The organism is Paenibacillus sp. Paensp38, assembly GCF_059491915.1.
The window spans coordinates 2,757,047-2,779,150 of record NZ_CP168516.1 but is presented as its reverse complement, the minus strand read 5'-3'; the positions used below and the strand labels follow the sequence as shown (position 1 = coordinate 2,779,150).

At 47.2% G+C, this 22,104-nt stretch carries 26 protein-coding genes; 22 read left to right on the top strand and 4 right to left on the bottom strand.

Features of this window, described 5'->3' with window-relative positions:
* Window positions 1-118 precede the first annotated feature (118 nt).
* The 3 genes from ACEN8J_RS11895 (at window position 119) to ACEN8J_RS11885 (ending at window position 1,096) form a co-directional block, all read left to right on the top strand.
* Window positions 119-286, top strand: coding sequence for an aspartyl-phosphate phosphatase Spo0E family protein (locus ACEN8J_RS11895; RefSeq protein ID WP_340885134.1), 168 nt, complete (start codon window positions 119-121; stop codon window positions 284-286).
* Window positions 287-402: 116 nt separating this feature from the next.
* A complete protein-coding gene (locus ACEN8J_RS11890) occupies window positions 403-597 on the top strand; it encodes an XRE family transcriptional regulator (RefSeq protein WP_341039274.1) in 195 nt (64 codons plus the stop codon).
* Window positions 598-721: 124 nt separating this feature from the next.
* Window positions 722-1,096, top strand: a complete 375-nt coding sequence (locus tag ACEN8J_RS11885) for a DnaJ family domain-containing protein (RefSeq protein WP_076264218.1) — start codon at window positions 722-724, stop codon at window positions 1,094-1,096.
* Window positions 1,097-1,160: 64 nt separating this feature from the next.
* Here the strand turns inward: ACEN8J_RS11885 and gluQRS are convergent, their stop codons facing one another.
* Window positions 1,161-2,156: a tRNA glutamyl-Q(34) synthetase GluQRS gene (gluQRS, locus tag ACEN8J_RS11880; RefSeq protein WP_495594524.1), complete on the bottom strand. Its 996-nt coding sequence runs from the start codon at window positions 2,154-2,156 to the stop codon at window positions 1,161-1,163.
* Between the two features lie 314 nt (window positions 2,157-2,470).
* Here gluQRS and hrpB point away from each other — a divergent pair, with 314 nt between their 5' ends.
* The 5 genes from hrpB (at window position 2,471) to ACEN8J_RS11855 (ending at window position 8,850) form a co-directional block, all read left to right on the top strand.
* The gene (gene hrpB, locus ACEN8J_RS11875) at window positions 2,471-4,999 is read left to right on the top strand and encodes an ATP-dependent helicase HrpB (RefSeq protein WP_495594523.1); all 2,529 of its coding nucleotides are present in this window, start codon (window positions 2,471-2,473) and stop codon (window positions 4,997-4,999) included.
* 118 nt (window positions 5,000-5,117) lie between these two features.
* Window positions 5,118-5,705, top strand: a complete 588-nt coding sequence (locus ACEN8J_RS11870; RefSeq protein ID WP_495594522.1) for a general stress protein — start codon at window positions 5,118-5,120, stop codon at window positions 5,703-5,705.
* Window positions 5,706-5,975: 270 nt separating this feature from the next.
* Window positions 5,976-7,148: an acyltransferase gene (locus ACEN8J_RS11865; protein ID WP_029519036.1), complete on the top strand. Its 1,173-nt coding sequence runs from the start codon at window positions 5,976-5,978 to the stop codon at window positions 7,146-7,148.
* A gap of 315 nt (window positions 7,149-7,463) precedes the next feature.
* Window positions 7,464-7,826: a replication termination protein gene (locus tag ACEN8J_RS11860; RefSeq protein WP_013310011.1), complete on the top strand. Its 363-nt coding sequence runs from the start codon at window positions 7,464-7,466 to the stop codon at window positions 7,824-7,826.
* Window positions 7,827-7,845: 19 nt separating this feature from the next.
* Window positions 7,846-8,850, top strand: a complete 1,005-nt coding sequence (locus ACEN8J_RS11855) for a Gfo/Idh/MocA family protein (RefSeq protein ID WP_029519037.1) — start codon at window positions 7,846-7,848, stop codon at window positions 8,848-8,850.
* Window positions 8,851-8,964: 114 nt separating this feature from the next.
* Here the strand turns inward: ACEN8J_RS11855 and ACEN8J_RS11850 are convergent, their stop codons facing one another.
* Window positions 8,965-9,534, bottom strand: coding sequence for a TraR/DksA C4-type zinc finger protein (locus tag ACEN8J_RS11850; protein ID WP_029519038.1), 570 nt, complete (start codon window positions 9,532-9,534; stop codon window positions 8,965-8,967).
* Between the two features lie 144 nt (window positions 9,535-9,678).
* Between ACEN8J_RS11850 and ACEN8J_RS11845 the strand changes: the two genes are divergently transcribed.
* The 7 genes from ACEN8J_RS11845 to ACEN8J_RS11815 all read left to right on the top strand — a co-directional run bounded on the left by ACEN8J_RS11845 (window position 9,679) and on the right by ACEN8J_RS11815 (window position 13,752).
* On the top strand, window positions 9,679-10,056 hold the full coding sequence (locus ACEN8J_RS11845; RefSeq protein WP_023988297.1) for a DivIVA domain-containing protein: 378 nt from the start codon (window positions 9,679-9,681) through the stop codon (window positions 10,054-10,056).
* Between the two features lie 97 nt (window positions 10,057-10,153).
* Window positions 10,154-10,588, top strand: coding sequence for an Rrf2 family transcriptional regulator (locus ACEN8J_RS11840; protein WP_029519039.1), 435 nt, complete (start codon window positions 10,154-10,156; stop codon window positions 10,586-10,588).
* 24 nt (window positions 10,589-10,612) lie between these two features.
* Window positions 10,613-11,113, top strand: coding sequence for a metallophosphoesterase family protein (locus ACEN8J_RS11835; RefSeq protein WP_495594521.1), 501 nt, complete (start codon window positions 10,613-10,615; stop codon window positions 11,111-11,113).
* Between the two features lie 35 nt (window positions 11,114-11,148).
* A complete protein-coding gene (locus ACEN8J_RS11830) occupies window positions 11,149-11,475 on the top strand; it encodes a (2Fe-2S) ferredoxin domain-containing protein (RefSeq protein ID WP_029519041.1) in 327 nt (108 codons plus the stop codon).
* 130 nt (window positions 11,476-11,605) lie between these two features.
* On the top strand, window positions 11,606-11,884 hold the full coding sequence (locus ACEN8J_RS11825) for a YczO family protein (RefSeq protein ID WP_340932016.1): 279 nt from the start codon (window positions 11,606-11,608) through the stop codon (window positions 11,882-11,884).
* Between the two features lie 106 nt (window positions 11,885-11,990).
* Entirely contained in the window at window positions 11,991-12,593 is a 603-nt protein-coding gene (locus tag ACEN8J_RS11820; RefSeq protein WP_029519044.1) for a nitroreductase family protein, read from the top strand.
* A gap of 235 nt (window positions 12,594-12,828) precedes the next feature.
* Window positions 12,829-13,752 carry an NAD(P)/FAD-dependent oxidoreductase gene (locus tag ACEN8J_RS11815; protein WP_340955279.1) on the top strand — a complete coding sequence of 308 codons (924 nt, stop codon included), beginning with the start codon at window positions 12,829-12,831 and terminating at the stop codon, window positions 13,750-13,752.
* Between the two features lie 10 nt (window positions 13,753-13,762).
* Here the strand turns inward: ACEN8J_RS11815 and ACEN8J_RS11810 are convergent, their stop codons facing one another.
* Both ACEN8J_RS11810 and ACEN8J_RS11805 read right to left on the bottom strand, forming a co-directional pair.
* Window positions 13,763-14,092 (bottom strand): hypothetical protein, encoded by a 330-nt coding sequence (locus ACEN8J_RS11810; protein ID WP_069010239.1) that lies wholly within the window; start codon window positions 14,090-14,092, stop codon window positions 13,763-13,765.
* A gap of 142 nt (window positions 14,093-14,234) precedes the next feature.
* The gene (locus tag ACEN8J_RS11805) at window positions 14,235-14,555 is read right to left on the bottom strand and encodes a winged helix-turn-helix transcriptional regulator (protein WP_007430161.1); all 321 of its coding nucleotides are present in this window, start codon (window positions 14,553-14,555) and stop codon (window positions 14,235-14,237) included.
* Window positions 14,556-14,845: 290 nt separating this feature from the next.
* Here ACEN8J_RS11805 and zwf point away from each other — a divergent pair, with 290 nt between their 5' ends.
* The 7 genes from zwf (at window position 14,846) to ACEN8J_RS11770 (ending at window position 22,018) form a co-directional block, all read left to right on the top strand.
* Window positions 14,846-16,348, top strand: coding sequence for a glucose-6-phosphate dehydrogenase (gene zwf, locus ACEN8J_RS11800; RefSeq protein WP_318626609.1), 1,503 nt, complete (start codon window positions 14,846-14,848; stop codon window positions 16,346-16,348).
* Between the two features lie 54 nt (window positions 16,349-16,402).
* On the top strand, window positions 16,403-17,296 hold the full coding sequence (gene gnd, locus ACEN8J_RS11795) for a phosphogluconate dehydrogenase (NAD(+)-dependent, decarboxylating) (RefSeq protein WP_029519049.1): 894 nt from the start codon (window positions 16,403-16,405) through the stop codon (window positions 17,294-17,296).
* A 156-nt stretch (window positions 17,297-17,452) separates the two neighbouring features.
* Window positions 17,453-18,127 (top strand): SOS response-associated peptidase, encoded by a 675-nt coding sequence (locus ACEN8J_RS11790; protein ID WP_318626607.1) that lies wholly within the window; start codon window positions 17,453-17,455, stop codon window positions 18,125-18,127.
* 380 nt (window positions 18,128-18,507) lie between these two features.
* The gene (locus ACEN8J_RS11785) at window positions 18,508-19,716 is read left to right on the top strand and encodes an MFS transporter (protein ID WP_039273470.1); all 1,209 of its coding nucleotides are present in this window, start codon (window positions 18,508-18,510) and stop codon (window positions 19,714-19,716) included.
* A 55-nt stretch (window positions 19,717-19,771) separates the two neighbouring features.
* Entirely contained in the window at window positions 19,772-20,218 is a 447-nt protein-coding gene (locus ACEN8J_RS11780; RefSeq protein WP_028542408.1) for an OsmC family protein, read from the top strand.
* 69 nt (window positions 20,219-20,287) lie between these two features.
* Window positions 20,288-21,373, top strand: coding sequence for a lactonase family protein (locus ACEN8J_RS11775; RefSeq protein WP_039273468.1), 1,086 nt, complete (start codon window positions 20,288-20,290; stop codon window positions 21,371-21,373).
* A 489-nt stretch (window positions 21,374-21,862) separates the two neighbouring features.
* The gene (locus ACEN8J_RS11770) at window positions 21,863-22,018 is read left to right on the top strand and encodes a hypothetical protein (RefSeq protein ID WP_023988309.1); all 156 of its coding nucleotides are present in this window, start codon (window positions 21,863-21,865) and stop codon (window positions 22,016-22,018) included.
* Window positions 22,019-22,104 lie beyond the last annotated feature (86 nt).

Sequence of the window (22,104 nt, the reverse complement as noted above, 5' to 3'; positions counted from 1 at the left end):
CATATACCGACAAAAAGTGCCTCTGGAATATTCCAGAAGCACTTTTTTTGTTAAGCGTATTTTAAAAAAAACCAAAAATTTACGTTTTGCATTAAGATATGACACAGAAGGGGGAATCATGCTGATGAATCCAGGTGTGACTTTACTTCGTGTCGAACGGGCCAGAAAAAAACTGTACCAAGTCCAGAAGAAATACGGATTTTTAACGCATCCCAAAGTGATTGAACAATCCATGAAACTGGATGAACTATTGAATCAATACCAAATATACAAAATGAAATCTTAACAAATGAGTTCATGACATGTTGCTGAAGGAAGAGCGTGAAATCCAATCTCCAATCTCCAAACCCCAATCAAAATTCTAAATCCTAAATCCTATACTATGAAGAGGTGGTAGCGTTGTTGAACAAACGAAATCCTGTAACTCCTTTCGGCTGGAGAATCAAACAAAAGCTAGTTGAAATTCAAATGGATCAGAGAACATTTTGTGATACCTACCATATTCCTGCTAGTCGCTTGTCTAATCTCATTCATGGAACACGTAAGGCCAAAAAATATAGAGTACAAGTATGTCAATTGCTTGGGATCGAAGAATAACCCTCTTTCTCCTTTATGGATACAGGACATCCTAATGATATGTAAGCTACAGTGGCAAAGGACTCCAGGTTTCTTTAATATAGATTGTACATAGGATGTTTAATACAAGGAGTGGAAAGGGGCGATGGGGATGTTCTCCAGAATGGCAGAGCAGAAGATTGCCGAGGCGATGGCCAAAGGTGAGTTTGATCATTTACCGGGAGAGGGCAAGCCACTGGTGATCGAGGATTTGTCACATGTTCCAGAGGAGCTGCGGATGTCGTACAAGCTGTTGAAGAATGCAGGCATTTTACCGGAAGAGCTTCAGTTACAAAAGGAATGTGTCCAGCTACGTGATTTGCTTCACGCTTGCCATGAGGCAGGAGAGCAACAGCGGATCAGTCGCAGGCTGACTGAAAAATCACTTCGTCTCCGTATGCTGCTGGAGGAAAGAGGGCTGAATACGTCATCTGTATTTTATGAATATGAGTCCGCTATGCGTAAGCGACTGGAGGAATAGAGACGAGCGGAGCAAAGGACGGAATGCCCTTGCCCGTACACTTTGATTTCCGTGCTTTACCTCATTACCGTTGCAGTGCAGATAATCTCGTGAGGCATTGCTTCGTCAGGATGACGGATTCTTTGGGCAGTTTGTCTAAATGAAAGTCATCGATTAAATCTACTGCCTTCACAGGCTCGGGTGAATCCAGCAGCCCTGAAAAATAGGCGAGCCAGCCAATGACTGCTTCCGGTGAGACCCCTTGTCGACGCATGGCTCGGAGTGCTACGCCACCATGTCGTTTGGCCAGCCTTCGTCCATCAGGGCCTAGGACAAGGGGAACGTGTGCGAAACGTGGCGGCTGCAAGCCCAAAGCTTGGTACAGCAATAGCTGACGGGGCGTTGAATCGAGAAGATCATACCCGCGGAGTACGTCGGTCATATGCATATCCGCATCATCGACAACGACAGCCAGCTGATAGGAAAACATGCCGTCCGCTCGTTTGACGATAAAATCGCCGCCTTCTGCCGCACCGAAGGTCACATGACCTGCTACCTGATCATGAAACGAAATAACGGCATCTGGACTTTGCGGTACTTTAAAGCGAAGTGAAGGGAGTTTATGCTGTGCTTTGGCTACGGCATCTTGAGAGCTAAGATTACGACATGCCCCTGAATATGCGGGTCCTTCACCAGACAGTCCATGTGGAGCATGAGAGGCAGCCAGAATGTCAGCCCGACTGCAAAAACAAGGATATAGCAAATCATGCCCCTGTAGCTTCTCCAATGCAGATTGGAAGCTATCCAGCCGCTGGCTTTGGGTGTAGGGACCGTAGGCACCGCCTACGTCGGGTCCTTCGTCCCAGTTCAGACCGATCCAGCGCAAATCTTCCATTATCCCTTGCGCCAACTGGCTGCGAGCTCGCGTCATATCAATATCTTCCATGCGCAAAATATAGGTTCCGCCCAGGGAACGAACGTGCAGCCAGGATAATAAGGCGGTACGAGCATTTCCTAAGTGTATCCATCCCGATGGTGTTGGGGCAAATCGCCCTCTGATGGGTTGGGCCTGTAATTCCATACGAAAGTGACCTCGATTCTGTGTTCCGTCCTTCAGCAATCCATATCAACTATATTATAAAACGATCTTGCCGTGAGTGCATCCCGATAGGTATAGAAGCTAAAGACGAAGCATACATAGCCGCGATGATCAGACGGGAAATTTAAATATCTGTATAATAGATTTAGAAGAATTATGTATGACAGACCGAGGAGAAGTTCCAGAGGGCAGCTTAACCTTTTCTATTCAATAATTACAGGTAATGAAAAATTCACAATAATAAAAGAACTAAAACTTAGATTCTACGCATCAAGCGTATCATTGGAGAGATTTCATTGACAGATAAACAACTGCCTATTATGCAAGTGATCCCCGAGCTTAAACATACACTGCAATCTCATTCGGCGGCGGTACTGATTGCACAGCCGGGAGCGGGGAAAACGACGGTAACACCGCTGGAGCTACTGCATGAGCCGTGGCTGGTAGGGCAAAAGATAATTATGCTGGAGCCGAGGCGTTTGGCAGCACGTGCAGCAGCAGCACAAATGGCAAAAACGCTGGGAGAGCCCACCGGAAAGACGGTGGGCTACCGGGTTCGCATGGATACAAAAGTAGGGCCAAACACGCGGATTGAGGTGGTTACGGAAGGCGTACTCACCCGGATGTTGCAACATGATCAGGCGTTGGAGGGAGTCGGGCTGATTATGTTTGATGAGTTTCATGAGCGCAGCCTGCATGCAGACTTGGGATTGGCACTTGCCCTGCAAAGCCAGGCGCTGCTGCGACCGGATTTGAAGATATTGATCATGTCTGCCACCTTGGAGGCAGAGCCTGTATGTAGACTATTAGGGGATGCGCCATTACTGAAATGTCCAGGCACCGTATTTCCGGTAGAAACCTTCCATATGTCCAAGCCTTCGTCAACCTCATTAGAGTCCTTTACGGCTGAGACAGTAGAAAAGGCGCTTCATGCTCATGAAGGCGATCTGCTGGTGTTTTTACCAGGGGCCAGAGAAATTCATAGAACGGAACGAGAATTGGCTTCAAAGCATTTACCAGCACACGTCAAAGTAATTCCGCTGTACGGCAGCATGAAGCTGGAGCAGCAGGATGAGGCAATACGACCATCGGCTTCGGGCAGTCGAAAAGTGGTATTGGCCACCTCGATTGCCGAGTCCAGCTTGACCATCGCCGGGATCACGGTGGTGATCGATAGCGGACTGTCGCGGGAATCGTTGTTTTCCGCGCGAACTGGCATGAGCCGTTTGACTACCGTCAAGGTGTCCAAGGCCTCCGCCGACCAGCGGCGCGGACGGGCGGGGCGTCTCCAGCCGGGCGTATGCTACCGGATGTGGAGCGCGCAGGAGCATGCAGCGCTCCCCGAAGCCAGCCGCCCGGAGATCGCGGCGGCGGATCTGGCCCCGCTCGCGCTGGAGCTGGCGGCCTGGGGCGTGCGCGAGCCCGCCGAGCTGGCCTGGCTGGATGCCCCGCCTGAGGCCGCGTACGGCCAGGCCACAGGTCTGCTGCACCAGCTCGGCTGTCTGGATGCAGCAGCCGATGGCACTACAGGCGGCATTACCGCGCATGGGCGCGAGGTGTCCGCCCTGGGCACGCACCCGCGCCTCGGGCACATGCTGTTGCGTGCTGCGGCACTCGGCCTGGCACCAACCGCCAGCCGTCTGGCTGCGCTGCTGCAAGAGCGGGACCCGTTCCGCGCCCATGGCGGAACGGATTTGCGCCCGCGGCTGGATGCCCTGCGCGAGGCGACCCATGCCCGCAGCACGCACAGCCTGCTGCGGACGGCAGACGATACGGTGATTCGCCGTATCGTGCAAGAGAGCCGGCAGTTGCTAGCCTCGCTGCCGACAGTAGTCGCAGCGCAGGACGAGCCTGACGGCTCCGCGGCTTGCGGGCTGCTATTGGCCTTTGCGTATCCGGATCGGATCGCGCAGGGCCGAGGGGACGGCCGCTTTTTGCTTAGCGGCGGCCGGGGCGCGCGACTCCGACAAGTGGAGTGGATGTCGCGTTCATCCTATCTCGTCGCCGCCGAAGTGGACGACGAGGGAGCAGATGGTGCCATTCAGTTGGCGGCACCGGTTGAACTGCAAGAGCTGACCCAGCATTGCAGCGATTTGTTGCTGGAACAAGCCAGCGTATACTGGGATAGCTCCGCCTCAGCAGTGAGAGCCCGCAAGGTACTGCGACTGGGCTCACTCGTCTTAAAGGAAACGTCCTATGAGCGACCTCCGGCAGAGGAAGTTGCTGCCGCCTTGATGCAGGGTGTCCGTGAACGCGGTCTGAAGCTGTTGTCATGGAATCGGCAAACCTTCCAGTTGCAGGCTCGTTTGATTTTTATGCACTTCTCGGCGCCTGAGGACTGGCCCGACTGCACGGAATCGGCATTGCTGGATTCACTGGAATCGTGGCTGTTGCCTTTTGCTCTAGGAGCCAAAAATGTATCCGATCTGCAACGGCTGGACAGTGCTGCATTGCTGCTTGGCAGGCTGGATTGGGAACAGCGGCAGCAGCTTGATCAGGAAGCGCCGACGCATATCCGCGTACCCAGCGGTTCCCGCATTCCTGTCGATTATTCGAATCCTGAGGTACCAGCGCTGGCCGTACGACTACAAGAATTGTTCGGTATGAGGGATACGCCTCGTATTGGACGCGGACGTGTGCCCATTGTATTGCATTTACTGTCACCTGCCCAGCGACCTGTCCAAGTGACATCCGACTTGTCCAGCTTCTGGAGAGAAGCTTATTTTGAAGTCAAAAAGGACCTGAAAGGCAGATATCCCAAGCATTATTGGCCGGATGATCCACTGGAAGCTGTGGCGACCAACAGAGCAAAGCCAAAGCGTTAAATAGAAGCTGTTTTATGCTAATCGATTTTTTGAATTTTTGTAAAATCGTTTAAACGTCATAATAGCGGGGTAATGAAAAACGAACCACTCGACACTAAAATATTGGGAGGTAACTATCATGGCTAATAACTTAAACGATTATAATGAAAAGAAGATTGTTGGTGTTTTTGATACAGAACAGGAAGCGTCTCGTGCGATTGGACAATTGCAGAGCAAAGGAATTCCAAGCAGTGAGATTTCTGTGATCACACGTGACCGTGACGATCTAAGGGCGATTAATGAAGAGACAGGCACCAAGGCACCGGAGGGTGTAGCAACAGGTGCGGCTACAGGTGGAGTTGTAGGCGGTGTCGCTGGCTTGCTGGCAGGCATCGGGGCCTTGGCTATTCCGGGTATCGGACCTATCCTTGCCGCTGGACCTATCGCGGCTACTCTTACCGGAGCAGCTGTCGGAGCGGGAGCAGGTGGCTTGGTCGGTGGACTGGTCGGGCTGGGCATTCCAGAGGATGATGCACGTCAATACGAGACATACGTCGATCAGGGCAAGATTTTAGTGCTGGTAGATTCAGCTGACCATCACAGGGATGTTTATGATATTTTCCGCACCAACCGTTCGCTGAATGCGGATCGTTACAGAACGTATGATGATACGGTGGCGGACACGCCGCGTACAGATGCATACACAGATACGAGAAGGAACCTGTAAAAACCTAACGGCTAGTTGAGAACGTGATTTAACAGGCTTTCCTATCTCCTTTGTATATGAGTTGTTTCTACAGCAGCAGTCTCCCCGAGAGGGAGGACTGCTGCTTTTACATATTTGTGGATCATAGAATAAATCTGAGATAAATGATGCTAAGCTTGCCGTTGGCACGTTTAACCTTCTATATATTTTTACAGAATTGTCGTTATAATAGATTGAGGATTTTGAAAAAATCCTGGATTTATAAATTGCTAGATGTAACAGGAGAGTGGCATGAGTCAAAAAGAGAGAATTTCCGAAGTCGCTTTGCTGAGAGGGCTGGCTTTTGCGGCCGTTGTTCTTCAGCATTCCGTCGCACACTATGCGGTTGCGCAGGGGGCGCGCGTCCAGGACGGGGTATTGATGACACTTTTACTGCTGTGTTCCAAATTTGCAGTTCCTGTGTTTGTATTTATCACTGGAATGGTGCTATTTTACAATTATGATGGAGCCTTAAAGTACGGAACGTTTTTACGTAAAAGATTCCTGGACATCATCGTTCCTTATATCATATGGTCACTTTTATACGAATTGGGAAATCAGCTTGCTCAAAGTGGAGGATATATTCACCCGCTGGATTTTTTCCAGAAGCTGTTGAACGGGAAAAGTAGCTATCATCTGTGGTACATCGTAATGATTATTCAATGTTATGTGTTATTTCCTGTGTTTCGTTATGCTGTCCGTCGTTTGTCTGCGCTACTGCCATCAACATGGCGACCCGCTGCATTGGCTGTATTCGGCGTGCTATATATTTTGCTCATGTTCGCCGTTGGACCCGTATACCAAGCGATGGATAAGCTCCAGCTTCCGGTCATTACCTCTTGGTTTACCCTGTACGCTGACCGGAATGTGATCTACTTTTTCTTTTATTTTGTGCTGGGAGCGGCAGCCGGGATGAACGTCAAGCGTTGGAATGCATGGGTAACCAAAGCACAAATGATATACTGGCCGTTGTTTATCGTAATTACTGGCTACTTGCTGTATGAGATGATCGGTCAGTTCCAGACACCGCAAGGTACAGTTCTTTCCTTTAACTATTTGTCTCTGCTGCGTCCGGTCATGGCTGTATATTGCGTCGCGTCTATTTTTGTAGCTTATCGGGTAGCGACGTGGATTGCTCATAAGGGGGGACGTGCGGCGAGTATGCTGACGGCCATCGGAACGTTGTCCTATGGAGCGTATCTCATGCATGCCTTTATGCTGCGTGTGACCTATTATTTTGACGAGACGTTGTTTGCAGACTGGAGCCACGTTCTTCGTATGCTGGCTTCATTCGTTCTCTGTATGATCTTTTCCGTTGCCGGAACATGGCTGCTGGCACGTTTGCCTCTGGGCAAATGGATCGTGGGGCTTCGGGTTCGTCCTCGTCCGACTGGGAGTCCGCCAGCCGTACAAAAGCAGGCTTGATTTGATAATCCAATCACATATGTTCACAAGAGTATCCCAAAGCCAAGAAATAAGGCCAAGGGATACTTTTTTAACTAATATTATATTATTTCAACATATGAAAAATTCATAATAGTAAACCATAAACTCATTTCTCAGCGCTTCGCACACTACTCTATATCGCCTCATTCTATATCTCTCATCATCTTAAAACAGGTCACAAGGGATGGAGAGTTCTCATAAACTCTTATCTCATCAAAGGAAATAGTCTATGGACGCAGAGTGGTTTATAATGGAAGATAAGGTGCACGAATAAGGTGTGGAGGAGGCTGTGAAATGGCGTTTATGATATCCCAGCGGGCTTTTATCAAAATTTATCTGATCACAATGGTGGAGAGGCATCGCGGTTATGGATATCAGATGCTCGAATCGATGAAGGATGAGTTTAGTGGCTTTGGATATGTTCCGCCTCAGAGCGAGGTTTACCGGGCGCTGCATGAGCTGGTACAGGAAGGCGTTTTTTACCGTACCAAGCGATTGAAAGGAACAGACCCGCGCGTGGATTTTCAGGAGATTGTACTCTATCACTTTACAGATGATGGGGAGGAGAAAGCCCGACTGTACAAGAAGCAGGTCAAAGCTGATTTGGACCGTTGCTTAGGTATGCTGCACAAAGCGGAACAAGACAACTATTCCTAACCACGAAAGGATGAGAATGATGGGTAGAAAGCTGAAATGGGGAATTTTAGGCACTGCGGAGATCGCCCAAATCGCTGTAATTCCTGCGATTCAGCAATCCGAACGCGGAGAAGTGCTTGGGATTGCTAGTCGTAATGCGGATAAAGCCGCTGAGGCCGCCCGGGAGTTCGATATTCCAAAAAGTTATGGAAGCTATGATGAACTGTTGGCTGATCCCGAAATCGGAGCGGTGTACATTCCGTTGCCAAACCATCTGCATGAAGAGTGGACCATTCGGGCGGCGGAGGCTGGGAAGCACGTTTTGTGTGAAAAACCATCTTCTCTTAGCTCGGCCGGTACAAGCCGCATGATTGAAGCATGTCAACGTGCAGGAGTGATCTTTGCAGAGGCTTTTATGTATCGTTATCATCCCAAACATCGAAGAATTAAGGAAATTATCAATAGTGGGGAAATTGGTGACATTCGCGGCATCCATTGCACGTTTACGTTTAACAATACCGATCAGGCAGATAATGTGCGCTTTAATAAAAACATGGGCGGCGGCTCGCTATATGATGTGGGTGTCTATCCGATATCAGCCGCTCGTATGTATTTGGATCGGGAGCCGGAGGCAGTGACGGTACATGCCTTATTTTCCCCGGAGCATGACAACGTCGATATGATGGCTTCCGGCTTGCTGGAATTTCCGGGTGGAATCAATCTTACTTTCGATTGTGGCATGTGGGCAGCCAATCGTTCCAACATGGAAATTCTCGGTAGCAAGGGTACGATTGCGATGCCCAAAATGTTCGGCTGGGAAAGAACGTCTGTGGTACCGCAAATTTTCGTCCACGTCGGTTCGGTTACGCGTGAGGAACGTCTGAAAGGTTTTAATTCTTTTGAACTGCAAGCGGATGCTTTTGCTAAAGCAGTGCTTGACGGTGTCCCGTTGCCGTATGAGCCAGAAGATGCGGTGAGCAATATGAAGGTGATCGATGCTTGTATTGAGTCAGCTCGCAGTCGGAAACGGATAGAAATTGGATAAGCGGTGTACCGTATTTATAGAAGATCTAAAAAAGCAGCCTTGTCAAAAGGACAAGCTGCTTTTTTAGATGACAAATACATAGGTATTTTCAATAAGTCTTTGGGCATTCGAGCATCACATATTTTCATCATAATCTGTGACATCACGCTTGGCGGCAGTTGCAGGTGAGTTCGATGTACCGTATTTTTCCACGGCGTCCCATGCGCCCGCATCATCAAATCGTCCTGCATTCCGTTGGCGAACCTCACCTGCACCCTTGGGCGGCGGAGTCATGACCTGTTCCTCTACCGGACGGTCATTCGATAATTCTCGAGTTGGCGTGTGCTCGACGGTATAGGCTGTATATGGAATGGCTTGTAACCGTTCAAAAGGAATTTCTTCCCCGCTCTCCACACAAATTCCGTATGTCCCATCCTTTATCCGCTGAAGGGCTGCATTGACTTGCTCCAGCTCGTCTTGCAGCGAATCATTAATCGCCATATCACGGGACCGTTCAAAGGTTTCTGTCCCTATATCAGCGGGGTGATTGTCATAGGACGAGAGCTCACCTGTGGAATCTGTCAGTGTTTCTCCCAATTGAGCGTTTGCCTGACCGTTTTGTTCAAAATGCTTTTCTAAATCCTTTTTCTGCTCCAACAACATATGTTTCAGCTCTGCAAGCTGCGAATCGTTCAAATGATTCATGATCATCTCTCCCCTTCGTGGTCTGTATAAGTGACACGTATGCTCTTTTATACCCGTTCATAGGGCCGGGCAATCAGCAGAGACTTTTATTCCCAGCCTAGAATGTGATATAAAAAGAATAGTGTGTTAAGGAGGGAATAACCGATGGATGAACATATGAAGCGTCGTCTGGATAAGCAAAAGCAGTTGTTTAAACAACTGGGCATTCAGCTGGACGCGCTCTCCATTCATGAGAAACAGTTTAAGAATAAAATGCGGGGCTATGATCCGGACGAGGTAGATGCCTTTCTGGATGAAGTGATCAAGGATTATGAACGCTTTTATGCGAATATAGCCGACCTGATGGACAAGTGGCAGGAGCAGCAGGCAACCATACGTGATTTGAAAAATGCACCCAAGCCAGCGGCCGACCTTAATGGACTTGACCGTCGTCAACTGGAGGATATCGTAAAACAGTTGGAATATAGTGTGCGCCAATTAAAGGTGCGAGTACGTCCTGAAAATGACTATTTTCCGGAGTAAGGTGCAGTTAGCACTGTGTTGGTGCCTCTATTGTGGTATGATGGAAACAAGTATTTTATCAAACATTTAATGAGGCACACACATAAAGGTGGTTAACATGAGTACCCATTTTTCCGTTAGTATCCATTGTCTGCTTCTTCTGGCTGAAGGGGCACCGGAGCGAATGACATCGTCACTTATAGCTTCCAGCATCAATACAAACCCGGTAGTTGTGAGAAGGATTATGAGCCGCCTCAAGCAAGCGGGTTTGGTTGATTCATCGCCTGGAGCACGCGGCTTTCGTCTAAGCATGTCCAGTTCAAACATCAATCTGAAAATGATCTATGAAGCGACTAAGGATGAAGGTCCGTTGTTCGCCATCCACACCGATAGCAATCTTAATTGTGAGGTAGGCAGGAACATAGACGCATTGTTGGATGGTTTATATACCGTGGCAGAGCAGAAAATACAGACGTTTTTCGAGACCGTTACGCTGCGAGATTTGGAGCAGGCACTTCAGCAGCGCGTGGGGCAACAAAGTTCATCTGTGTAAAGACGCTGGTAAGGAGCAATTAATATGAAAATCATCGTACTTTCAGACACTCATATGCCGCACAGAGGCAAAACACTGCCTAGTCGACTGGTACAGGAGTTAAAAGGCAGTGACCTCATTCTCCATGCCGGAGACTGGACGGATTGGTTCGTATATGAACGTCTAGCTGAATTTGCGCCTGTGCAAGGCATTGCCGGAAACAATGATGGAGTGGACATCGTGGAGCGTCTAGGCTATCAGCGAATCGTTGAAGCCCAAGGCAAGCGAATCGGCATGGTTCACGGTCACGGCTGGCGAGGCACGACAGAAAATATCGCATTGAATACGTTTAAGGGAGAAACGCTGGATTGCCTGATTTATGGACATTCTCATATTCCGGTGCTCAAAACGATTGACGGTCAGCTTGTCCTTAATCCGGGGTCTCCGACGGACAAACGCGGTCAAGACGAATATTCATTTATCGTGCTGACGATTGAAGCTGGTCAGATGGAAGCACAGCTTGTTCTTTATCCAGGTAAACATTGATTTAAAACCAACAACTGTTGATTAAAGGGGAAGCTATGGCTATTTTTGAATTAGAACCAATGAAGCATCATGTATTGATTTGCAATGGAGGCACATGTATGCGACATGAGGGTGAAGAAGTTACACAGGCAATTCGGGATGAAATTCGTAAACAAAATGCAGAGGCATATATTCACACGACCAGAACTCGCTGTAATGGGCGTTGTCATGATGCTGCGGTTGTGATCGTCTATCCTCAAGGGGACTGGTATGGTCAAATGACCCCCGACTCGGGGACTCAACTGGTGCGGAAGCTCGTAACGGGAGAGAAGCTGGAACCTCATCTTTTTTATGAGTGTACAGGTCAATCCAGCTCGGAATAATCCAATCAACCATCTATAAGTACACGAGTAGAGAAAATCTTTGCGGAGATTTTCTCTTTTTTGCGTTTAATCCCCGATGTGAAAGGTAAAAGTATACTGTGGACACCAATCCGATAGGGAGGGAAGTAAAATGGCCCCATTTGAAGATAACCTGCACGATCAGAATGAGCAGAAAGGACAGACGGGGGAAGGAACAACGGAATCTAAACACCAGGAACAGTCGATCAATCGAGATCATGCAGAGCAGTATCCAACAGAGCAGGAAAGCTTGTTTGACCGTTTTGAGATCGAGCAGACGGTAGATGCCATTCCTGTAGAGGATTTGAAGATGGAAAGACAGGAGGAGAAAGACAAGGATGCAACCAAGCATACCTCTTCCAGTGAGAAAAAATACAATGGTGGCGTATAATCATCAACTAACTGGTAATATTCAAAAAGAAAACTCTTGACTTTAAGATATATGCAATGTATATTAAGTTACGAAAAGTAATTGATTTTTCTCAGGAGGTAACAAAATGACTAAAGATTTCTTCACAGCTCTGAAAGACAGACGCTCCTATTATGGTATTAGCAAAGAACAGGTCATTTCTGACCAACGAATTCAAGAGATTGTAGAGGAAGCTGTAAAGTACACACCTACCTCGTTCAACTCCCAAACTTCACGCGCCGTAGTGTTGCTTGGAGAACATCATGACAAACTGTGGAATATTACAGAAGATATTTTGCGGGAAGTGGTAGGCAATGAAGAACAATTCAAATCTACTGCTGAGAAAATGAACGGTTTCCGCAGCGGTTACGGAACGGTCTTGTTCTTTGAAGACAATAACGTGATAGCTGGTCTGCAACAACAATTCGAAGCCTATGCGGACAATTTTCCAATCTGGGCTAACCAATCTAATGGTATGTTGCAATTGGTTGTATGGACAGCTCTGGAACAAGAAGGATTGGGCGCATCCCTTCAGCATTACAACCCTTTGATTGATGAAAAAGTGAAAAACGAATGGAACATTCCTGAGCATTGGAAACTGATTGCTGAAATGCCATTTGGTAAACCGACATTCCAACCAGGTGAAAAAGAATTCCAGCCTATTGAAGAACGTGTAAAAACATTTAAATAATTTTCACGATAAAATGACGTTTCAGGTTCAGCCTGATTAGAGCACTGTGGGTATCTACAGTGCTCTTTGCCATTCCATTTTTAAGATATGTAAGCTTTGATATATACAGACACAGCGGTTAATTCATCCGTTAGTGGGTGATATTATGTTTAAAATTGGATGAGAAGTTTACATAGATGTGATTGCGGTTTTATGCAGCTGTCTAGGATAACGCGCATTCAAAGGAGGAAAAGTGATGAACTATGATTGCATTATTGTTGGCGGGGGAATTGCCGGTTTGCAAGCAGCCATTCAATTGGGAAGATACAGCAGTCATCGGGTGCTGGTAATAGATTCCGGCTATGGTCGGTCTACGCTGTGTCATCAATATCATAATATTTTGGGATTTCCTGAGGGAATTTCTGGTGAAGAGCTGCGACGGCGTGGACGTAGCGAGGCTACGAAACTAGGAACTGAGTTTGTTGAAGAAAAGGCGGTCAAAGCCGTCAAAAGGGATGAGCTTTTTGACATTCAAGTGGAGGAAGGCTCCATGTATTCGTCAAAGACGCTGCTGTTGGCGACAGGGCTAACGGATCGTTTTCCAAAACTGGATGGGTTACAAGCTTGCTTGGGCAACAGTGTATATGTGTGCCCGGATTGTGACGGTTATGAGGTTCAGGATCGCAGTACGGTCGTCATGGGGGCTGGCAAAGCAGGAGCTTCCATGGCTCTGATTTTATCAGAGCGCACCGATCAACTTGTATATGTCAATCATGAGCGTTCAGAGGTGCCGGACGAGCTGGGCGAAAAGCTGTGGGAAAAAGGGATTGGCTATAAGGAAGCCGCTATTTCTGAGATTATAACCGGAGAACCGGGCTGTTTTGAAGGAGTGCGACTGGCTGATGGACAAGTAGTTCGAGCAGAGCGGGGCTTTTTAGCTTTTGGCAGCAATCATGTTCATTCAGAGCTGGCAGAGCAACTGGGTGTACATCTGCTGCATAATAAGCACATTGAAACTCATCCTCGCAGCAAAATGACAAATGTGGAAAATGTGTGGGTAGCCGGGGACTTAGGAGTTCATGCCGAGCAAGCGACTGTGGCGATGGGAGAAGGAGCTATGTCAGCGATTTGGATACACAAGGTATTAACGGGTATGAAAACAAAAGTACCGCAGCTCTGAGAGCTGCGGTTTAGAACGATGGGCGTGTACTCGTTGGGAGATGAAGTTCAAAGCGTTTTAATTGATCGCTCATGCCGTACTTACGTAAAATTTCTGTCTGTTTGTTGCCGATAAGATCAAAATGCGGATAGGCCTGACGTTGATGAATATATTGGGGGTCCAATCCGTTATGGTTGCACCATAAGCGCAGCTTGTCCAAATCAGAACATCCCACCTTGGTGACGGTTGTAATGCCTGGAAAGCGATCATCCAGCCAGTAATGTGTCAGAAAAGCAATTTCACCACGACTGACCTCTCTTTTCCAGGCCATAAGCTCCTGCCGGGTAATGCCAAAAGCCATCGTTCTCTTCCTTCCTTGGCTCAGACTGAAATCATGAGCTGCTGCGTGGTTGTTCCATTATTTTCGTACTGTAGTCTGTATTATGATCCACATGGGGTAACACAATAACAGGAGACCATGTGTGACGATCTCCTGTTAGAAGTTAAAGCCATCTCTCGGCCCAGCTCTCCACACCATTCAATGCATCACCTAGCTCTTTACCCTTGCGTGTCAGCGAATACTCGGTACGCACAGGCCGCTCTGTGATGACATTGCGAAGGATCAGGCCGGAAAGCTCTAGTTCCTTGATGCGTTCGTTCAGCATGCGTTTGCTAAGATCGGGTATGGAGACGTGAATTTCACTAAATCGTTTGGGATGTTCCATCAAAGTATGAATGATGAGAGCGGTCCATTTTTTGCTGATGATCTGAAAGGACTGTTCCACCTTACCGCACAAAAGCTTAGGCTGCCTGTCGTCGCTCATCTGAATCCCCTCAATTTCATTGTTGTTTTAAACAGTATACTAAAAGTAACTCTGTATACCAATAGTAACTATAACGCTTTGTGTCAACTGTGACATATTTAACATTTTTTTCTCTTTCCTTTCGTCAATCATACCACAGAAAACGTTATCATTACAGGATATATCGAATGTTCACGATTTCGCTAAAATTTGATTGACTTGCCCCTTATTTTGGGTGTATTATGGGTTACGTTAATTCCTCAGGTAACTTTTAATAACCTCATCTTTATAATGGGAAGAAGGAATAATTCATGGATTCAATGACATTTGTCTTATTTGGAGCGACAGGGGATTTGGCTAAACGTAAAATTTACCCTGCCTTGTATAATTTGTTTGTAGAAGGTAAAATTCCGGCTTCCTTTTCTGTAATTGGGATGGGGCGTCGTGAAGTGGCAGACGAGCAATTTCAAAGTAATGTAGAGCAATCCATTAAGGATTTTTCCAGACACGTGAATGAAGACCGTGCACAGATGGATCAGTTCTTAAGTGCTTTCCGTTACAGCGCATTGAACGTCAACCACCCGGAAGATTATAAAAAGCTGCTACAGCTTGCTGAGCAACGTGAAAATGACTTGGGAATTCCGGGGAACCGCATGTTTTACTTATCGGTGGCACCGGAATTTTTTGATGTGATTGCCCTCAATATTCGGGAGAGTGGTTTAGCTGAAACAAAGGGTTGGAAACGGCTCATTATCGAAAAACCATTTGGTCACGATCTGGAATCCGCACGTGAGTTGAATGATCGCCTGAGCAGAACATTTGCTGAGGATGAGATTTATCGTATTGACCATTACTTAGGCAAGCCCATGGTTCAAAACCTTGAAGCCTTAAAATTCGCTAATCCGTTGCTTCAAGGAATATGGAACAATCAGTACATCGCCAATGTGCAAATTACCGCTTCTGAGACTGTAGGAGTAGAGGAGCGAGCAGGATACTATGATCACTCCGGCGCTATTCGTGATATGGTACAAAATCACATGCTGCAGGTATTGATGATGGCGGCTATGAACAAGCCGGGACATGTCACGGCTGACCAGGTGCGTGACGAAAAAAGCAAGGTTATGGACGCGCTTCGTGCACTTGATCCTTCTGATATTGCTTCCAGCGTGGTTAGAGGCCAATATACCAACGGTGAGATCAACGGAAAAGCAGTTCCTTCCTATAAAGAAGAGCCGGATATCGGACCTGATTCGCAAAATGATACTTTCATTTCAGCTCGCCTATGGATTGACAACGAACAATGGTCGGGTGTGCCGTTCTATATTCGTACCGGCAAACGCATGAAAGAAAAATCTACTCGTATCGTCGTGGAATTCAAAAAGGACAGCACAGATCCTTATGCCGCTCAAGGGCAACCGACTGACCCGAACCTGCTGATCATCCATGTTAACCCGGATGAAAAGGTAACGCTGCGTCTGAACAGCAGAGATCCGCTGAACAATGGTCAACTGGAAACGGTTCTGATGAATTATCATTCCGAGGCCAAGGATGTACCAGAAGCTTATGAGCGCCTCATCTTTGATGCGCTGCGCGGAGATTCCACCTTTTTTGCTCATTGGAACGAAGTTGAGCTTTCATGGGTGTGGGTTCAACCTGTACTGGAAGCTTTTGCTCGTGGTGAGGTTCCACTACACACGTATGCAGCAGGCTCTTACGGTCCAGAAGCTTCAGATCAATTGTTAGAGGAGCAAGGCTTTACATGGTGGCTGGATGAAAAAACCGAAAGCTCTGAGAAAGCAGTCGTTCGTTCTTAACAGTAACAAGAAAGTATATACAAAATATGTTTGCTACGGCAGGAGGCCTTTACTATGCAAGTAGGATTAATTGGTTTGGGAAAAATGGGTTTGAATCTCGGGAAAAATTTGATTGATCATAAGCATGAACTTGTCGCTTACGACGTCAATGCAGCCGCAATCCAAGAAATGAAGGATTATGGAGCTAAAGGGGCTTCTACATTGGAAGAGCTTGTACAGGCAACTCAATCCCCTAGAGTATTATGGATCATGGTTCCTCACCAAATTGTTGATTCTGTGCTGGATCAGCTTCAACCGATGTTGTCCAAAGGGGACATCATTATTGAAGGTGGTAATTCTCATTACAAAGAGTCTATTGCTCGTCATGCCCGTCTAAAAGAACATGGTATCAGCTTCATGGATGCTGGAACTTCAGGCGGGATGGAAGGCGCACGCAATGGCGCTTGTTATATGATCGGTGGCGATCCGGAAGCTTGGGCGGTTGTTGAGCCTGTTTTCCGCGACACAGCAGTGGAAAATGGATATTTGTACGCAGGTAAATCCGGAAGCGGACATTTTCTGAAAATGGTTCATAACGGTGTGGAATACGGCATGATGGCTTCCATCGGTGAAGGATTTGAAGTGCTGGAAAAAAGCAACTTTGACTTTGATTATGAACAAGTAGCGCGTGTGTGGAACAACGGTTCTGTTATCCGCTCTTGGTTGATGGGCTTAACTGAACGTGCATTCTCCAAAGATGCAAACCTGGATGAAATCCGTGGGGTTATGCACTCTTCTGGTGAAGGAAAATGGACGGTTGAAGAAGCACTGGACATTCAGGCTGCTACACCAGTTATTGCCTTGTCCCTGCTGATGCGCTACCGGTCTCTTGATGCGGACACGTTCAACGGGAAAGTGGTTGCTGCACTGCGCAATGAATTTGGCGGTCACGCGGTAGAAAAGAAGTAATAACAATATAAGCTAGTATCTATCCCCGTAGCTTTACAACTGCGGGGATATTGCTATATGTTTTGGCGTTTATTGGATTTTTGCATAACCTGCATATGCATATTTTTCCTTGTATATCCGCACAATAGGTGAAAAAGGCGGAAGGATGAATAGCAAATGTGCAAAAGGTTTTCGTTATCGGCTGATGTAGATGAGGTGAGGGATCACTTTGGTATACAACGGGTGATGTATTATTACAAAACACGCTATAACATGAGTCCTACTCAGCATGTTCCAATTGTGCTGCATCAGGATGGAGAGCGGGTACTTGATGAATTTCGTTGGGGATTTATTCCCTACTGGGGCAAGGATTGTGTCAATGCAGACTTAAATACGGTTCGGGTAAATCCGAGTTATCGCAAGATGGCGGAAACCCGACGCTGTATCATTCCATGCAATGGATTTTATTATTGGCGAAAAGTAGGCAAACGCATGTGTGCTGTAAGGGTGGTACTGCCGGAACAGAAGATGTTTGCGGTCGCGGGGCTATATGAAGTATGGCATGATAGTCGTAAGGAGCCTTTACGCACCTGTACGATGATGACAGTTCATGCTAATACGGATATACGTGAATTCGATACCCGCATGCCAGCTATTTTGGAAGCTGATCATATAAATTCATGGCTGGATCCGTCTGTCCAGAACATAGATGAGCTGCTGCCTCTATTGCGCACGTATGAGCAAGGCGACATGAACATCTATCCAGTGACCCCGCTGGTGGCCAATGATGAACATGATAACCGTGAATGTATTCAGGAAATGGATTTGCAGTGGTCCTGGATTAAACCTTAAACGTATGGAGATTTTCATCCATTATTGATCATAAGCTTCCCGCCACCTGCATAGGTATGTATTGGGGAACAAGCGTCATGATCCGGGGAGAGGGGAAACGGCCGAAGGAGTATCTCATATGGGATGGAGGCGATTGGAATGAGTAACGATACACTCATCCAGCTGCTGGTGCTCATGGTGACGATCATCGGTCTGGTCCAAAACCGGTAAGTGGCAGGTTCCAGAAGGCGGGAGAATTGCCGTAGGCAATCTTCCGTTTTTTTCTGTGTTAAAAAGCTCGCAGATTAAGGAAGCTTACGGTACAATAGATGCTAGGATACAGGTGACAAGACACCTGAATATACGTCTACATACGATATATTTTTAAGGGAGAGCGAATCATGAGTGACTTAACTTCATTACCACCAGCCAAAAAAAGAAAATTGCTGTTCAGTGCAGGGCTTAGCTGGCTGTTTGATGCTATGGATGTAGGGCTGCTTTCATTTATAGTCGCAGCGTTGGCAAAGGAGTGGCATCTGGGATCTGAGCAAATTGGACTGCTGACTGCAATGAATTCGATAGGAATGGTGTTCGGAGCCGCTATGGCGGGGATTTTGGCTGATCGTTACGGCAGACGCGCCATTTTAGTGTGGACATTGTTGATCTTTTCTATTGCCAGCGGCTTATCAGCTTTGGCGACAGGCCTCGGAATGCTGCTGGTGCTGCGTTTTATTGCTGGTGCAGGCTTGGGCGGGGAATTGCCGGTTGCTTCGACGCTGGTGTCAGAATCAGTGCCTGTGAAAGAACGAGGGAGAGCGGTTGTGCTGCTGGAAAGCTTCTGGGCGGCAGGCTGGATCCTTTCGGCTCTTATTGCTTATTTTGTTATTCCAAAGTATGGTTGGCAAATGGCATTTATTCTCGGCGCAGTACCTGCGCTGTACGCTCTTTATCTGCGTAGAGCTATTGATGATTCACCGCGTTACAAGCTGCAAAGCGTTAAACTTCCGCTGCGTGCACGATTGGCTTCGATTTGGTCGGGACCTAATCGCAAGTCTACGCTGATGCTGTGGATTTTATGGTTCACAGTTGTATTTTCATACTACGGCATGTTCCTGTGGCTGCCTAGCATTATGTTTATGAAAGGCTTCGAACTGGTTAAAAGCTTTGAGTATGTGCTGATCATGACGCTTGCCCAACTCCCAGGTTACTTTACCGCCGCCTATCTAATTGAAAAGCTGGGCCGCAAATTCGTACTGATCATCTACTTGCTGCTCACAGCCGTGTCTGCCATTTGGTTTGGCACCTCGGAAACGGCGGGAATGCTGCTAGCTGCTGGTATCTGCTTGTCCTTTTTTAATCTCGGTGCATGGGGAGCCATGTACGCCTATACACCAGAATTGTACCCGACATCCGTCCGTTCAACCGGTGTGGGTATGGCGGCTGCGTTTGGTCGTATTGGAGGCGTTATCGGGCCTTTTGCAGTCGGTATACTCGTAGGACAGGGCGTAGCGTTACCATCTATCTTTGTGATTTTCTTCGTAGCTATCTTGATCGGAGCAGCGGCTGTATGGTTGCTGGGTACGGAAACCAAAAATCAAGAGATTGACTAACCTTTACATTCACCTGTGTGAAGATTCATAATATAAGAGAGAGGAGTGACCTGAAATGGAGCATACCTTTCTGCTCAAGGCAGACTGGAACGGGGGGCGCAACAGTGACGGTCGTATTGAGGCTGGACAGTTGCGGACTGCAATTTCGATCCCGGCCGAGATGGGAGGCCCTGGTGTGGGCACCAATCCAGATGAAATGCTGCTCGGTGCCGCCGCTACCTGCTATTTGATTACTTTGGCGGCGATGATGGAGCGCGCGAGTCTCCCGGTGGCGTCACTGGCGCTGGAATCCGAAGGGATTGTCGATGTAACGAACAATATTTTTACATATCGCCGAATTGTGCATCGTCCGCAGGTTCAATTGGCCGCCGATGCGACAGAATCGCAGATCGAACAAGCATTGCGACTGGCAGAGCAGGCAGAAACCTCATGCATGATCTCGCGTGCTGTAGCGGGAAATGTGACGTTGTCCACAGAGCCCGTGGTGGAGCGCGCCTCTTAAAGCGATATCTGTAACAGGAGCAATCATTCTAATTGCCCATCATTTTTTTAATCCAAGGAGGACACAACCATGACAGCGCAACAAAAATTGCTCGTATTCGCAGGCTCTTACGCCGAATTGGAAGGTAACGGAGTTTATTCGTATACTTTTAATGAACAGACAGGAGCACTTACACTACAGGATGAGTTCTCCGGCTTGAAAAATCCTACATTCCTGAATGTGGACGTCAAAAATCGGAAGCTGTATTCCATTGGGGAGACGACTTCTGCTGCAGGAGCAAAAGTAGGCGAAGCTTCTGCTTTCGAAATTGATCCAGTTAAAGGAACATTTACATTGCTGAATCGTGCGGAAAACGTGGGTGCAACAACTTGCCACATTCAGCGTGATCCATCTGATCGTTACCTTATTGTAGTCAGCTACCACGGAGGTATGGTGGGACTGGTGTCTCTGACTGAGGACGGACGTATTGGTGAGTTGCTGGATGTTAAACAGCACGAGGGCAAAGGAGCGCACCCTGAACGTCAGGATCGTCCACATCCACATTCCAGTTTCTTTAGTCCAGATGGTCGCTTCCTGTTCGTACAAGATCTCGGTCTGGATCTGATCCGTGTTTATACCATTGATGACAGCAAAGGACAACTGGTGCTTCATGGTGAAACGAAAACCCATGCAGGTGCAGGTCCACGTCATTTGACGTTCCACCCAAATGGTAAATTTGCTTTTGTCATTAACGAAGTGGATTCTTCCATTACTTCTTTTGCATATGATGCAGAGGCTGGTAAGCTCACTGAGCTTGAGAGCGTACCGACATTGCCGTCTGACTTTACAGGTGAAAACACAACTGCTGAAGTTGCAATTTCGGAGGATGGAGCTTATCTGTACGGTTCCAACCGTGGGCATGACAGCATTGTGGTATACGCTGTAGACGGAGCAACTGGCAAGCTGAGCTTGGTGGAGCATGTATCTGCCGAAGGAGAGCATCCACGCCATTTTGCATTGACTCCAAATGGTAACCATATGCTCGTGGCCAACCGCGACACCAATAACATCGTTACGTTCAAAGTGGACAAGGCAAGTGGACGCTTGACCTACACCGGGCAACAAGTAACCGTGTCCAAGCCAGTATGCGTACAGCCTTTTTACTTTTCTGTATAAAAATTAGGAAATGCCCCCAGATTTCTTGTTTGTATGTTCAAGGGTAGAAATCCAGGGGCAAAGGCGAACGCTCCGCTGCTTTAATGCTTTGACAGCCATTGAATATGTATATGTTGATGGTACTAATAGATTAACCAAGCATAGAAAAATTGTTAGTGAAAACGGCTCGTAGGATAACCTACAGCCGTTTTTATTTTAGGGCTTAGTCATTTCTAAAGAAGTCACTAACTACGAAAATAAACTAAAATTTTAAGGTTACAAATAAGATACGAATAATATCGGTAGGAAAAGGGTACATATGTTATAAGCGGGACAAGAAGCCCTCAAGCACTCCGATAATGTAAATCTAGGACAAGCATTGTGAGTTCCATATAAGAGGTAGAGGCTTTAAATAAAAGTATTATATTTGACCTACCATCTGTTCGCGTAGTGGGCCACACAAATCGACAGCGTTGGATTGCATGTATTTCTACAGGAGGAGGAATTCTCATGAAAATTATCATTACACAAAAGGAAGCCGTCGACAAAGGAATATGGACAGAGATCATGGGGATGTTTGCTGTAACCAAAGAGGACGAAGTATGGCAAAATGAGGAGTTTATTCTCACCGAAGAACAGGCACGTCAGGTCGGGTTATTAAGATAGCAAAGATAAATAGGACATGTTATCAAGTTTTAAGACCAAGTCTTAAAAAATCGTAACTTCTTTTTTATGTATCTGATACACTTTTT

Excerpts from the sequence above, each read along its gene's own strand:
- ACEN8J_RS11805 (WP_007430161.1), bottom strand. The coding sequence starts at position 14,555 with ATGAGCGACGACAGGCAGCCTAAGCTTTTGTGCGGTAAGGTGGAACAG.
- gluQRS (WP_495594524.1), bottom strand. The coding sequence starts at position 2,156 with ATGGAATTACAGGCCCAACCCATCAGAGGGCGATTTGCCCCAACACCA.
- ACEN8J_RS11895 (WP_340885134.1), top strand. The coding sequence starts at position 119 with ATGCTGATGAATCCAGGTGTGACTTTACTTCGTGTCGAACGGGCCAGA.
- ACEN8J_RS11770 (WP_023988309.1), top strand. The coding sequence starts at position 21,863 with ATGAAAATTATCATTACACAAAAGGAAGCCGTCGACAAAGGAATATGG.
- ACEN8J_RS11810 (WP_069010239.1), bottom strand. The coding sequence starts at position 14,092 with ATGGCTTTTGGCATTACCCGGCAGGAGCTTATGGCCTGGAAAAGAGAG.
- ACEN8J_RS11775 (WP_039273468.1), top strand. The coding sequence starts at position 20,288 with ATGACAGCGCAACAAAAATTGCTCGTATTCGCAGGCTCTTACGCCGAA.
- zwf (WP_318626609.1), top strand. The coding sequence starts at position 14,846 with ATGGATTCAATGACATTTGTCTTATTTGGAGCGACAGGGGATTTGGCT.
- ACEN8J_RS11865 (WP_029519036.1), top strand. The coding sequence starts at position 5,976 with ATGAGTCAAAAAGAGAGAATTTCCGAAGTCGCTTTGCTGAGAGGGCTG.
- gnd (WP_029519049.1), top strand. The coding sequence starts at position 16,403 with ATGCAAGTAGGATTAATTGGTTTGGGAAAAATGGGTTTGAATCTCGGG.
- ACEN8J_RS11845 (WP_023988297.1), top strand. The coding sequence starts at position 9,679 with ATGGATGAACATATGAAGCGTCGTCTGGATAAGCAAAAGCAGTTGTTT.
- ACEN8J_RS11860 (WP_013310011.1), top strand. The coding sequence starts at position 7,464 with ATGGCGTTTATGATATCCCAGCGGGCTTTTATCAAAATTTATCTGATC.
- ACEN8J_RS11850 (WP_029519038.1), bottom strand. The coding sequence starts at position 9,534 with ATGAATCATTTGAACGATTCGCAGCTTGCAGAGCTGAAACATATGTTG.
- ACEN8J_RS11870 (WP_495594522.1), top strand. The coding sequence starts at position 5,118 with ATGGCTAATAACTTAAACGATTATAATGAAAAGAAGATTGTTGGTGTT.
- ACEN8J_RS11820 (WP_029519044.1), top strand. The coding sequence starts at position 11,991 with ATGACTAAAGATTTCTTCACAGCTCTGAAAGACAGACGCTCCTATTAT.
- ACEN8J_RS11815 (WP_340955279.1), top strand. The coding sequence starts at position 12,829 with ATGAACTATGATTGCATTATTGTTGGCGGGGGAATTGCCGGTTTGCAA.
- ACEN8J_RS11780 (WP_028542408.1), top strand. The coding sequence starts at position 19,772 with ATGGAGCATACCTTTCTGCTCAAGGCAGACTGGAACGGGGGGCGCAAC.
- ACEN8J_RS11785 (WP_039273470.1), top strand. The coding sequence starts at position 18,508 with ATGAGTGACTTAACTTCATTACCACCAGCCAAAAAAAGAAAATTGCTG.
- ACEN8J_RS11840 (WP_029519039.1), top strand. The coding sequence starts at position 10,154 with ATGAGTACCCATTTTTCCGTTAGTATCCATTGTCTGCTTCTTCTGGCT.
- ACEN8J_RS11830 (WP_029519041.1), top strand. The coding sequence starts at position 11,149 with ATGGCTATTTTTGAATTAGAACCAATGAAGCATCATGTATTGATTTGC.
- ACEN8J_RS11790 (WP_318626607.1), top strand. The coding sequence starts at position 17,453 with ATGTGCAAAAGGTTTTCGTTATCGGCTGATGTAGATGAGGTGAGGGAT.
- ACEN8J_RS11825 (WP_340932016.1), top strand. The coding sequence starts at position 11,606 with ATGGCCCCATTTGAAGATAACCTGCACGATCAGAATGAGCAGAAAGGA.
- ACEN8J_RS11835 (WP_495594521.1), top strand. The coding sequence starts at position 10,613 with ATGAAAATCATCGTACTTTCAGACACTCATATGCCGCACAGAGGCAAA.
- ACEN8J_RS11885 (WP_076264218.1), top strand. The coding sequence starts at position 722 with ATGGGGATGTTCTCCAGAATGGCAGAGCAGAAGATTGCCGAGGCGATG.
- ACEN8J_RS11855 (WP_029519037.1), top strand. The coding sequence starts at position 7,846 with ATGGGTAGAAAGCTGAAATGGGGAATTTTAGGCACTGCGGAGATCGCC.